This is a genomic window from Micromonospora violae (genome assembly GCF_004217135.1).
Classification (GTDB): Bacteria; Actinomycetota; Actinomycetes; order Mycobacteriales; family Micromonosporaceae; genus Micromonospora; species Micromonospora violae.
Map to the genome: position 1 here is coordinate 2,556,358 of NZ_SHKK01000001.1, position 11,536 is coordinate 2,567,893.

Annotated in this window: 11 protein-coding genes; 5 read left to right on the forward strand and 6 right to left on the reverse strand. The window is 70.4% G+C overall.

Annotation, left to right across the window (positions count from 1 at the left end; genetic code table 11):
* Positions 1 to 182: 182 nt before the first annotated feature.
* Complete coding sequence (locus EV382_RS11550) at positions 183 to 1,808, forward strand: glycoside hydrolase family 43 protein (protein WP_208758374.1); 1,626 nt, start codon at positions 183 to 185, stop codon at positions 1,806 to 1,808.
* 46 nt (positions 1,809 to 1,854) lie between these two features.
* On the opposite strand, the gene EV382_RS11555 is transcribed toward EV382_RS11550, so the two are convergent.
* The 3 genes from EV382_RS11555 to EV382_RS11565 form a co-directional block, all read right to left on the reverse strand.
* Entirely contained in the window at positions 1,855 to 2,466 is a 612-nt protein-coding gene (locus tag EV382_RS11555) for a hypothetical protein (protein ID WP_130401567.1), read from the reverse strand.
* Between the two features lie 109 nt (positions 2,467 to 2,575).
* Complete coding sequence (locus EV382_RS11560) at positions 2,576 to 3,280, reverse strand: hypothetical protein (RefSeq protein WP_130401568.1); 705 nt, start codon at positions 3,278 to 3,280, stop codon at positions 2,576 to 2,578.
* Positions 3,277 to 3,876 carry an RNA polymerase sigma factor gene (locus tag EV382_RS11565; protein ID WP_130401569.1) on the reverse strand — a complete coding sequence of 200 codons (600 nt, stop codon included), beginning with the start codon at positions 3,874 to 3,876 and terminating at the stop codon, positions 3,277 to 3,279. The genes EV382_RS11560 and EV382_RS11565 overlap by 4 nt, the downstream gene beginning before the upstream one ends.
* A gap of 266 nt (positions 3,877 to 4,142) precedes the next feature.
* Between EV382_RS11565 and EV382_RS11570 the strand changes: the two genes are divergently transcribed.
* The 3 genes from EV382_RS11570 (at position 4,143) to EV382_RS11580 (ending at position 7,137) form a co-directional block, all read left to right on the forward strand.
* Positions 4,143 to 5,354 (forward strand): chitosanase, encoded by a 1,212-nt coding sequence (locus EV382_RS11570; RefSeq protein ID WP_130401570.1) that lies wholly within the window; start codon positions 4,143 to 4,145, stop codon positions 5,352 to 5,354.
* A 184-nt stretch (positions 5,355 to 5,538) separates the two neighbouring features.
* Positions 5,539 to 5,802 (forward strand): hypothetical protein, encoded by a 264-nt coding sequence (locus EV382_RS11575; RefSeq protein WP_130401571.1) that lies wholly within the window; start codon positions 5,539 to 5,541, stop codon positions 5,800 to 5,802.
* An 84-nt stretch (positions 5,803 to 5,886) separates the two neighbouring features.
* The gene (locus EV382_RS11580) at positions 5,887 to 7,137 is read left to right on the forward strand and encodes an HNH endonuclease signature motif containing protein (RefSeq protein ID WP_130401572.1); all 1,251 of its coding nucleotides are present in this window, start codon (positions 5,887 to 5,889) and stop codon (positions 7,135 to 7,137) included.
* Positions 7,138 to 7,265: 128 nt separating this feature from the next.
* On the opposite strand, the gene EV382_RS11585 is transcribed toward EV382_RS11580, so the two are convergent.
* Positions 7,266 to 8,105 carry an alpha/beta fold hydrolase gene (locus EV382_RS11585; RefSeq protein WP_130401573.1) on the reverse strand — a complete coding sequence of 280 codons (840 nt, stop codon included), beginning with the start codon at positions 8,103 to 8,105 and terminating at the stop codon, positions 7,266 to 7,268.
* 180 nt (positions 8,106 to 8,285) lie between these two features.
* Between EV382_RS11585 and EV382_RS11590 the strand changes: the two genes are divergently transcribed.
* Positions 8,286 to 10,214: an ABC transporter ATP-binding protein gene (locus EV382_RS11590; RefSeq protein ID WP_130401574.1), complete on the forward strand. Its 1,929-nt coding sequence runs from the start codon at positions 8,286 to 8,288 to the stop codon at positions 10,212 to 10,214.
* 105 nt (positions 10,215 to 10,319) lie between these two features.
* On the opposite strand, the gene EV382_RS11595 is transcribed toward EV382_RS11590, so the two are convergent.
* Entirely contained in the window at positions 10,320 to 10,868 is a 549-nt protein-coding gene (locus tag EV382_RS11595) for a PepSY domain-containing protein (RefSeq protein ID WP_130401575.1), read from the reverse strand.
* Between the two features lie 104 nt (positions 10,869 to 10,972).
* Positions 10,973 to 11,527, reverse strand: coding sequence for a DUF5872 domain-containing protein (locus EV382_RS11600; RefSeq protein ID WP_130401576.1), 555 nt, complete (start codon positions 11,525 to 11,527; stop codon positions 10,973 to 10,975).
* Positions 11,528 to 11,536: the final 9 nt, after the last annotated feature.

Consider the following 11,536-nt stretch of genomic DNA (forward strand, 5'->3'; position numbering starts at 1 on the left):
ATCTCCGAAACTTTCAATGCTCCGCCGGTAATACCGATCGATGGCCGGCACGCTACGAGCTGTTGTCGCATCGGTCAATACCTCTGTCCTATTGCGAAAAGACCGGCTAGCGTAGGCATGACTTCCACCGATCCGGACCCGATTTTCCGGAAGTTCCAAACGGCCCGTCCAGAGGAGCCCTCGTGTCGACCGACATCGCTGACGTGGCGACCGCTACCCGGTTGATCCGCAATCCCGTCCTCGCCGGGTTCCACCCGGACCCGTCGATCCTGCGCGTCGGCGATGACTACTACCTGGCCACCTCGACCTTCGAGTGGTATCCGGGCGTCGTCGTGCACCACTCGCGTGACCTGGTGAACTGGCGCAGCCTGGGTGGGGTCATCACCGACCAGCGCCTGCTCGACCTGCGCGGATGCGGCGACTCGAACGGGGTGTGGGCACCCGACCTGACGTACCACGACGGTCAGTTCCACCTCGTCTACAGCGACGTGGCCAGCTTCGCCAGCGGCTACTGGGACCCGCAGAACTTCCTGGTCACCGCCGAGGAGATCACCGGCCCCTGGTCGGACCCGGTGAAACTGCACGGGCGCGGGTTCGACGCGGCGCTGTTCCACGACGACGACGGCACCACCTGGCTGCTGGGCATGAGCGCGGACTGGCGGCCGGGTCGCGACCGCTTCGGCGGCATCGAGATCCAGCAGTACGACCGGGCCGCGCGCCGCCTGATCGGCAGCCCCCGCATCCTGTTCACCGGCTCCTCGGCCGGGCTCACCGAGGGTCCGCACCTGTACCGCCACGAGGGCTGGTACTGGCTGATCACCGCCGAAGGCGGCACCAGCTGGGAGCACCAGGTCACCATGGCGCGGTCCCGGGAGTTGTTCGGACCGTACGAGGTGGACCCGGACGGGCCGCTGCTCACCTCATTCGGGCGGCCCGACCTGCGGTTGCAGAAGGCGGGTCACGGCAGCCTGGTCCGCACGCAGAACGGCGAGTGGTACCTGGCGCACCTGGTCGGCCGCCCGTACTCGCCGCTGGGCAACTGCGTCCTGGGTCGGGAGACCGCGATCCAGCGGGTCGAGTGGCCGGCGGGCGGCTGGCCGCGCGTCGCCGGAGGGGTGCCCGCGGATGAGGTGGTCGCACCCGACCTGCCCGCGCACCCGTGGCCGGCGGAGCCGGAGACGGACCACTTCGACGCCCCCGAGCTGGGCCGGTGCTGGTCGACACTGCGTCGGCCGGCGACCGCGGACTGGGTCGACCTGTGCACCCGCCCGTCGTACCTGCGGATCCACGGCGGGCAGTCGCCGGTCGGTCGGCAGGCGCCCAGCCTGGTCGGGCGGCGCGTCGGCGCCATGGAGTGCTCGCTGGAGACCGTTGTGGAGTTCGCACCGGCCGACCACCGTCAGCTCGCCGGCATCACCGCCTACTACAACACCCTCAACTGGCACCATCTCTACCTGACCCGGGCGGACGACGGGCGGACGGTGCTGGAGCTGCTCAGCTCCGACAACGGGCGGCGCACCGCGTACCCCGATCTGACCGTCGATGTGGGCGGCGTGGCCCGGGTCGGCCTGCGGGCCGTCTTCGACGGGCCGGCGGTGCGTTTCGACTACGAGCTTGGGGCCGGTTGGCAGCGGCTACCGGTGGAGTTGGATGCGACCATCCTGTCCGACGAGCACGCCGCGCTGATCGTCGACGGTGAGCCGGCGGCGTGGGGCTTCACCGGGGCCTTCCTCGGCCTGTGGGTGCAGGACCTGGGCGCTGGCGGCGCGTACGCCGACTTCGACCTGGCCACCTACCGAGAGCGGTGACCACGCGGACGGCACTCGGCGGGTGCCGTCCGCGTTCCCGCCCGTCCTACTTGACCTGGGCGGCGACGCTGCGCAGCTGGCCGAGAGTGGTGCGGAAGCCATGGCCGGACGCCGTCGGGTCCTCGGCGAGCATGCCGCTGACGGCCATGGTCTGCGACCGGGTCGTGGCGGCGGCCTCCGCGCCGGTTCCGCTCAGGTCGAACACACCGAAGTCGCCGCTGAGGGTCCGGAACGTCGGGGCCGCCGGGTCCTGGGCGAGGTAGAGCACCACGACCTGACCCGCCTCAAGCTTCGACATGTGCGCCATGTCCGCCACACCGCCGTCCAGGCTGGCGAGCGTGATCTGCGCCCCGGCCCGCACGGTCGATCCGGCCGTCGCGCGCAGTACCTCGTCGACCCGGAATCCGGTCGCCTCGACCTCACCGCGGACGACCAGATCCGCGGTTTCGCTGAGCTCTCGCACGGTGCTGTACCCGCGCATCTTGCCCAAGATCTGCGGGGTGGCGCTGGTCGGGGCGGCGGTGCTCGGGGCCGCGCTGGTCGGGGCGGGTGCGGCGGCCGGGGTGGCCTCGCTGCCGCAGGCGGACAACGCCGCCGCGGCGAGCACGGCGGCGGCCGTGGCCCACAGAGGCCGGGTACGGCGAAGGTCGACTGCCATGGAACGCTCCTCGTCTCGGTGCCGTCCCGGGTCGTTTCGCTCGGAACGCGGCACTACTCACACCCTCTATCTGTGCGTCCCGGGCACCGAGTTCCATTTTTTTCCGGGCTCAGCGGCGCTCCCGCGCGAGCTGACGAAGCTCGGTCAGGGTGGTGACGAACGAGTGCCCCGCCCCGGTGGCGTCGTCGGTGCGCAGACCGGTCACCGACGCCGCCGGTGACCGGCTGGTGGCCGTCTCCCCGGCGAGGTCGAAGATCCCGAAGTCGCCGCCGAGCGGGCGGTAGGCGCGTGTACCCGGGTCGGCGAGGCCCAGGTACAGGACGGTCGGTCGGCCGGGCACGTCCGCCGCCACGGTGATCTCGGTGGGCACCGGAGCGCCCGGGGCGCGGTAGAGCACCTCCTCGACCCGGTAGACCGCCCACCCGTCCGCCACCGACGCCACCTCGCCGCGGACCACCAGGTCGGCCGTGTCGGTGAGCTGACGTACCGTGCCGTACCCACGGTCCTTCGCGGCCGTGCCCGGCGGCGCCTGCCGAGCGGCCGGGCTGCTCGTCTCCGGCGACGGCAGCGCCGCCGGTGGTTCCTCGCCGGACCGGGCCGCCAGCCCGCCGCCGATTCCTGCGGCGACCAGGACCAACGCGGCCGCCGCGAGCGTGGGCCGCAACGACACGAAAGCCCTTTTTCGGGTACGTGGTTGCTGCGCGATCGCCGTCAGCAGGCGGGTGCGGTGCAGTTCGTGCCGGCCCGCCGGCAGGTCGTGATCACCGGGGTGGGGGGCGATCTCCGCCCACTCGGCCGGGTTCGGCGCGCTCACTGGCTACCCTCCCGGACGAGCGAGGTGTCGACGACCGCCGGCCGTGCGGCACGCGGCGGGGTGTCGACGAGGGTACGGAGCCGGGCGCGGGCCCGAGACAGCCGGGACCGCACCGTGCCGACCGGCACGCCCAGCGCCTCCGCCGCGGACTCGTAGTCGAGACCCTCCCACAGGCACAGGGTCAGCACCTCCCGCTCGGGCCGGCGCAGCCGGGCCAGCGCATCGATCGCGGCGGCGACGCGTCGGCTGTCGTCGAGTCGGCCGGCGACCTCGTCGGCGTGATCGGGCAGGGTGAAGTCGGAGGCGACCAACGCGGCGGCCACCCGGCGGTAGCGGCGGTTGCTGCGGGTGTGGTTACGGGCCTCGTTGGTGGCGATGCCGAGCAGCCAGGGACGCAGGGACCCGCCCTCCTCGGTGACCCGCTCCCGGGAACGCCAGGCTTGCAGGTATGTGGCGGCCATGACGTCCTCTGCCGTGGCCCAGTCGGCGGTGAGCCGGAACGCGTGGTTGTACACCGAGCGCGCGTACTGGTCGAACAGTTCGGCGAACGCGCCGGGGTCACCGGCTCGTACCCGAGCACGCAGACTCGACTCCATGACCATCTTCTGTCCGTCGGACGGTGCTGGTTCCGATGGACCGGCCCGTTGATCAGTTACGGCCCGACGATAGCCACTCGCCGGTACGCGCCGCCAACGACGGGGTGAACAGGTGTCGTCACGCCTCGTCGACGTCGATTGACGAGGCATCGACGCACTGGTATCTGTTAATACAGTTTTCTGATGCTCGCGGTGCCCGCCGGGGCCACCGCCACGCCGGGCCACCGACCGGCTGGCGGCACGCCGCCCCGTCCCCGAGGACCCCCATGGTTCAGCACAGAACAGCCGCCTACATCGTGGGCGCCCTGCTGATCGGCGTCGCCGCCGTCGGCTACGGCCTGCCGTCGGCGAGCGCCGCGACCGCCGGCCCGATCACCGGCCTCGGCGGTAAGTGCATCGACGTCGCCGGCGCCAACCCGGCCAACGGCACGCCCGTCCAGCTCTACGACTGCAACGGCAGCACGGCCCAACGGTGGACCGTCGGCAACACCGACACCTCGATCCAGGCCCTCGGCAAGTGCCTCGACGTCACCGCCGCGTCGACCGCCAACGGCGCCAAGGTGCAGCTGTACGACTGCAACAACACCGGCGCGCAGAAATGGACCGCCAGCAACGGCGCGCTCATCAACTCCGGCTCCGGCAAGTGCCTCGACGTCACCGACTGGAGCACCGCGAACGGCGCCCGGTTGCAGATCTGGACCTGCGGCGGCACCACCAACCAGCGGTGGACGCTGCCAGGCGGCGGCACCCCCACCACTCCCCCGCCGACCACCCCGACCGGCACCAACCTCGACGACCCGGCGAAGAAGGACGTCGCCATGCAGCTCGTCTCAGCTGCGGAGAACTCCTCGCTCGACTGGCGCGCGCAGTTCTCCTACATCGAGGACATCGGCGACGGGCGCGGCTACACCGCCGGCATCATCGGCTTCTGCTCCGGCACCGGCGACATGCTCGAACTCGTCGAGGCGTACACCCGCGCCAAGCCGGGCAACGTGCTCGCCGGCTACCTCCCGGCGCTGCGCACCGTCAACGGCACCCCGTCGCACGCCGGCCTCGACCCCAACTTCCCCCGCGACTGGCGGACCGCGGCCACCGACGGAGTGTTCCAGGCCGCCCAGGAGGCCGAACGGGACCGGGTCTACTTCAACCCATCGGTACGCGACGGCAAGAACGACCAGGTTCGGGCGCTCGGTCAGTTCGCCTACTACGACGCGGCAGTCATGCACGGGTACGAGGGCATGCGCCAGATCCGCAACCGCGCCCTGAACCGGGCCAAGCCGCCAGCCCAGGGCGGCGACGAGCGCACCTGGCTCAACACCTTCCTCGACGAGCGGGTCATCGAGATGAAGAAGGAGGAAGCCCACTCGGACACCTCCCGCGTCGACACCGCCCAGCGGGTGTTCCTCAACAACGGCAACTTCAACCTCAACACCCCTCTGGTGTTCGCCGTCTACGGCGACCAGTTCCGGATCGGCTAGCTCGCTGGATGGTGGCGGGGTCGCCGGCACGGATTCTCCGATCGCCGACGACTCCGCCGCACTGCCCCTGCCCCGCCACTTGACGCCTGCCCGTGCCCGCCCGGCCGGTCTTGACGGGCGGGCCTTGGCCGCCGAGCTGCCTCGCAGTCACCACCGGCGGCTCGTTCACGGCAGAATCCTCCGGGTGAACCGGCCCCTGCTCCTGCTCGACATCGATGGCGTCCTCAGCCCCTACGGGACTCCTCAACCACCCGCCGGTTACACCGGGCAACGGCCTGCGGCATGGATCGACGACCTGCACACGCCACAAGCCCACCTCTGGGCCGCTGAACGCACCAGCCCCACCTTGTTGATCACCGCCGACCCGACGATCGGCCTCACCCGCAACTCCATCGATCACGTCATGGCTTGGGCCAAGGCTCTTCAACGTCCGTCGGCTAATCCTTAGCGACGCCGACGAGCCCTGCGTGATCTGCCGATCGAATCGATCATGGCGACTGAAGATGTCGTACACGTGTTCTAGTCTCGGGTCATGGTCGAGGAGTTGACGCAGGCAGACGACGCGATCGCTGCCTGCCTCGACGCCCCCGCCTGGGCCCTACGAGAGCACGAGCTGATCGCCGCGCTCGACGCCGCGCATCGCCTTCAGCAACGCCTCGCCGCCGTCACCCTCACCCTGATCCGCGAGGTCGACGGCCGCGGCACGCCCCGCGCGCAAGGCGCCTCCTGCACCGCGGTCTGGCTGCGCGAACGCCTGCGACTCACCATCCCCGCCGCCCGCCGCCTGATCGACCTCGCCAGCACCCTCGACACCGGCAACCCCGGCGTCCGACAAGCGCTTGCTGACGGCGCCATCAGCCTGGACCAGGCCCGGGTCATCGCCGACACCGTCGACACCGTGAACAGGTCGGCCGGTTCCGAGGCCGCCGACAAGGCCGTCAGTCTGCTCACCAATTGGGCCGGGCAGTTCGACCCCAACCACCTGCGCAAACTTGGCACCCGCATCCTCGACCACGTCGCCCCCGACCTCGCCGACGCCGCCGCCCGCGCCGCCCTCGAAGCCGAAGCACGACGCGCCACCCGCGACCGGCACCTCACCCTCTCCGAGCAGACCGACGGCCGCCTCCGACTCACCGGCACCCTCGACGCCGAAACCGCCGGCCTTCTCCGCGCCACCATCGACCCACTGACCGCCCCGTCCGGACCGGACGACTCCCGCTCCCCGGGTCAACGACGCCACGACGCCCTCGCCGAGGTGTGCCGACTCACCCTCCGCGCCGGCGAACTGCCCGACAGCGGCGGCGACCCGGCGCAGATCATCGTCACCACCAACTACGACGGGCTGACCCGGCAACTGTTCACCGGCACGCTCGACATCGGCCTACAGCTCACCCCCGACACGGTGCGCCGGCTCGCCTGCGACGCCACCATCCTGCCCGCCGTCCTCGGCAGCACCGGCCAGATCCTCGACGTCGGCCGACAACGCCGACTCATCACCGGCCCACTGCGACGCGCCCTCGTCCTGCGCGACCGCGGCTGCGCCTTCCCCGGCTGCGACCGACCACCCCGCTGGTGCGACGCCCACCACATCCGGCACTGGGCCGACGGCGGCACCACCAACCTCACCAACACCGTCCTGCTCTGCGGCCACCACCACCGACACCTCCACCACAGCGACTGGAGCGTCCAACTCGGCGATGACGGTCCCCCCGAATTCACCCCACCCGCCTGGCTCGACCCCGAACAAATCCCCCGCCGCAACCACTACCACCGACGAACATAGGAGCAGCAAGCAGAGAAACTCCAACCCTTTCGGGTCGACAAGCCAGTCCATCGGAGACACCACGCCGCGCAGCGGCGCAATGGCGAATCCGGGAAATCGCGGTAAAACCGGCTGGAGATCTGGCGACCCTACTGCCTCAGGAAGGTAGTCACCGCACGACGGAAGTCGTCCGGACTCTCGACCCACGGAAGGTGGGCGGCCCCGGCGAGGCTCACCCGCTGGCTGTTGGGCAACGCGCGGTACAGCGAGTCGACGGCCCAGCGGGGCCGGATGTCCTCGGTGCCGTCAATGATCAGCACGGGCAGGTCGAGCGCACGGCACTGTCCGGCCAGGTCGGAGCTGCGGAGCTCCTCTTTGACCTCGGCGTTGATGGCCTGACCGCAGTCGTGGTTGATGCCCCGCCACGGCGTGGCCATGCGATCGGCGTGGCGCAGCGCCGTGCCGGGGTCGGCGAAGTCGGCCGACCATTGCAACACCGCCCATTCACGGTCCTCAGCGGGCGTACGGGCACGCGCGCTGAGGACCTCCCACCGGTCCAGGTGGGGCCCGAGCCGCAGCCGCAGATTCCGCTTGTAGTGCGGGTGCCAGCCGCGGTCGGGATCGATGCCGGTCCCGGACACGTAGATCAGATGGCTGACCCGTTCGGGATGTTCGATGGCGTACCGCAACGCCAGGTGTGCGCCCCACGAGTGGCCCAGCAGGGCCGTTCGTGGTCCGGCCAGCTGGTCACGTACCGCGTCGAGATCGGCCACGAAGCGGGCGACGCGGTACGGGCCGCGCCGCTGCGAGCGCCCACAGCCACGCTGATCCCAGCGGATGGTACGGGCATGATCTTCGAGTAGTCGGGTCACCGGGGCGAGGTAGTCCCACAGACCCGGCCCGCCGTGACAGAGCACCAGAGGCGGCCCGACGCCGGCCTGTTCGGCCCACAGGCGGCAACCGTCGTCGCCGCGCACGCCCAGCACCATGGTCGACAGTATGGCGACTCGGATGGGGCGACCTGGCTGAACGGCACCGCCGGCTGGCTGAACCGCACCGCTGGCGGAACCGCACCGGCGGCTCCGTTGGTGCTTGAACGCCCGCACCCCGCGCGGCGACTTGACCTCAAGCTCGGGTGAGGTCCTAGCCTCCGGGATCGGAGGTAAGGCATGAGCATGGAAGTTACCGCGTGGACGTCCCTGCACCACGCGATGAACGCGCGGGACGAGCGACCGCTGTCCCGCGCCACCTTGCAGCGGATCGCGCAGTTCGCGCGGCCGCACCGCACGTTGATCATCAGGTTCCTGTTGCTGAGCGTGGTGACGGCGGCCCTCACGGTGGCGGCGCCTGTTCTCGCCGGCCGGGTGGTCGACGCGATCGTCGACGGCACCGACAGCAATGTGGTGATCCGGCTGGCGGTACTGATCGCCCTGATCGCACTCGCCGAGGCCGGTCTGGGTCTGGTGACCCGGTTCCTCTCCGCGAGCATCGGTGAGGGGTTGATCCTCCAACTCCGAACCGCGGTCTTCGACCACGTTCAGCGCATGCCGGTGGCGTTCTTCACCCGTACCCGCACCGGTGCTCTGGTCAGCCGCCTGAACAACGACGTGATCGGTGCGCAGCGGGCCTTCAGCGGCACGCTGTCGAGTGTGGTCGGCAACGCCGTCACGCTGACCCTGACGTTGGCGGTGATGCTGACCTTCAGTTGGCAGATCACCCTGCTGGCGCTCGTCCTGCTGCCCGTCTTCGTCATCCCGGCCCGGCGGATGGGTTCGCGGCTCGCCCAGTTGCAGCGCGAGGCGGCCGAGCACAACGCGGCCATGAGCACCCGGATGACCGAACGCTTCTCCGCCCCCGGCGCGACCCTGGTCAAGCTGTACGGGCGGCCGGCCGAGGAGTCCGCCGAGTTCGCGGCGCGCGCACGACGGGTACGCGACATCGGCGTCCGCGCGGCGATGCTTCAGTGGGTCTTCATCACCGCGCTCACCGTCGTCGGCTCGTTGGCGCTGGCCCTGGTGTACGGGTTGGGTGGTTTCTACGCCCTGCGGGGCAGCCTCGACGCCGGAACTGTGGTGGCGCTCGCGCTGCTTCTGTCGCGGCTCTACGCACCGTTGACGTCGTTGGCCAGTGCCCGGGTCGAGGTGATGAGCGCGTTGGTGAGCTTCGAGCGGGTCTTCGAGATCCTCGACCTCAAGCCGCTGATTCTCGACAGGTCCGACGCCCGGCCCCTGCCGGACGGACCGGTCGCTGTCGAGTTCGACGGGGTCCGGTTCGGCTACCCCTCAGCGGACAAGGTGTCGCTGGCGTCGCTGGAGGACGTGGCGAAGCTCGACAGTCGCGGCGGCGAGGAGGTGCTGCACGGTGTGTCGTTCCGCGCCGAAGCGGGGCAGATGGTCGCTCTCGTCGGCTCCTCCGGGGCGGGCAAGTCGACGATCGCGCAGCTCGTGCCGCGCCTGTACGACGTCGAGGACGGCGCGGTGAAGCTCGCCGACGTCGACGTACGCGAACTGTCGGCCGAGTCGATCCGTAGCGCGTTGGGTGTGGTGACCCAGGACGGGCACCTCTTCCACGAGAGCATCCGCGCCAACTTGGCGTTCGCCCGGCCGGACGCGACCGAGGACGAGATGTGGGACGTGCTGCGGCGGGCCAGGCTCGACGCCCTGATCCGCTCACTCCCCGACGGGCTGGACACCATCGTCGGCGAACGCGGTTACCGGCTGTCCGGCGGAGAACGGCAACGACTCACCATCGCACGGTTGCTGTTGGCCCGGCCGCGCGTGGTCATCCTCGACGAGGCCACCGCACACCTCGACTCCACCTCGGAGGCGGCGGTTCAGGACGCCCTCGCCGAGGCCCTGACCGGCCGGACGAGCGTGGTCATCGCCCACCGACTCTCCACCATCCGGGCCGCTGACCAGATCCTCGTCGTCGAAGACGGGCGGATCGTCGAACGCGGGCGGCACAGTGACCTGCTCGCCGTCGGCGGCCGCTACCAGGAGTTGTACCGCACCCAGTTCGACCAGGAGCAGCCGACCGGTCAGGAGCAGCCGACCGGTCGGGAGCAGCAGCCGGTTCAGGAGCAGCGCGTCGCGATCTGACGCTGCGTCGCCCACTGGGTCGCTCGACGGGGCGCCTGCGTTGGAAACGGCAGCGCCGCCCGCCCTGGAACACACGCCAGGGCGGGCGGCGGCCGCATCGGACGGTCAGTCGTCGTCGGAACCGTCGTCGTCGGAACCGTCGTCGTCGTCATCGTCATCGTCGTTGTCGTTGTCGTCGTCGTCCTTGTCGTCGGCGTCATCGTCGTCGACCGGCTCCTGCTCGGCTTTGACCACCGAACCGTTGTCCCGGTCGACGTCCACCTCGTGCTCGGTGTCGCCGGCGACGATCTCGACGCTCCACACCGGCCGGCCGTTCTCCTGCTCGGCTTCGACCTCGACGATCTGCCCGCCACCAGCCTTGGCGAGCGCAATCTCACCGGCACGCGTCTCGTCGACCGCGCTGCCGGCCGGCGCGCCGCCGGCGGACGGCGTACCGGACGGCGTCCCGGCCGACGGCATACCCGATGGGGTGCCGGCCGACGGCGAACCTGTGGTGTCCGGCGCGTCGGTGGCCGTCGGCGCGACGGTCGCCGCGGCGAGTGCCGGGTCGCCGGTCCGCGAGCCGTCCGCGGCGTTGACGCCGAGCGCGACCCCGGCCACCGCCAGCACCGCCGACCCGCCGACCGATGCCAGGAGCAGATTGGTGCGCTTCATCGTGGTGTCCACCTTTCCTCGGTTGTCGACTCCGAGGATCGGCCAGATCGGGATAGCACCGCGCTGTCCGGACGCTAAGGCGGGGTTAAGGCGGTGGAGGCGGGTCAGCCGCGCCGGGTGAGTTCGGCTTCCAGCCGTTGGACGAGCGTCTTGCGGTCCTTGGTGGCACGTTCGTTACGCAGCGCGGTCTTGAGCTGCCGGGTGTCGAGGCCACGGACCAGCTTGGCCGCCTCCGCGACCGACATCTCGGACATCCGTCCGGCGGTGGTGGCATTGCGACGCGCCCGCTTGGCCGGGCCGGTGTTGGCGACGTACTGCTTACCGGATCGGGACGCCTCGCGCTTCTTCGTGTCGGTCGCGCGTTTCTGGCTCTCCGACATCTCCTCCCAGGCCTTCTTGGGCAGGTAGCGACTCGTCGTGTCGCCCTTACGCGCCCGGGTGTCGCCCTCCTTGGTCTGCCATTTCTCGTTGCCCCAGCGTTGGAGAGACTTCTGCCGCTCGTCCTTTTCGCCCAGGAATCCACCGCCGCGTTTCTTGTACTCCTGAGTGACCAGCTGCGACTTGCGTGCCGACCACTGCCCCGGCCGGCCGCCCTTGTCGGAAGCCTTGATCTCTTCCTTGATCTGCTCTCTGAGCTCGGGTTTCGTATACCGCGCCATGACTGGCAG

Excerpts from the sequence above, each read along its gene's own strand:
- EV382_RS11555 (WP_130401567.1), bottom strand. The coding sequence starts at position 2,466 with ATGGCAGTCGACCTTCGCCGTACCCGGCCTCTGTGGGCCACGGCCGCC.
- EV382_RS11565 (WP_130401569.1), bottom strand. The coding sequence starts at position 3,876 with ATGGAGTCGAGTCTGCGTGCTCGGGTACGAGCCGGTGACCCCGGCGCG.
- EV382_RS11570 (WP_130401570.1), top strand. The coding sequence starts at position 4,143 with ATGGTTCAGCACAGAACAGCCGCCTACATCGTGGGCGCCCTGCTGATC.
- EV382_RS11580 (WP_130401572.1), top strand. The coding sequence starts at position 5,887 with ATGGTCGAGGAGTTGACGCAGGCAGACGACGCGATCGCTGCCTGCCTC.
- EV382_RS11585 (WP_130401573.1), bottom strand. The coding sequence starts at position 8,105 with ATGGTGCTGGGCGTGCGCGGCGACGACGGTTGCCGCCTGTGGGCCGAA.
- EV382_RS11590 (WP_130401574.1), top strand. The coding sequence starts at position 8,286 with ATGAGCATGGAAGTTACCGCGTGGACGTCCCTGCACCACGCGATGAAC.
- EV382_RS11595 (WP_130401575.1), bottom strand. The coding sequence starts at position 10,868 with ATGAAGCGCACCAATCTGCTCCTGGCATCGGTCGGCGGGTCGGCGGTG.
- EV382_RS11600 (WP_130401576.1), bottom strand. The coding sequence starts at position 11,527 with ATGGCGCGGTATACGAAACCCGAGCTCAGAGAGCAGATCAAGGAAGAG.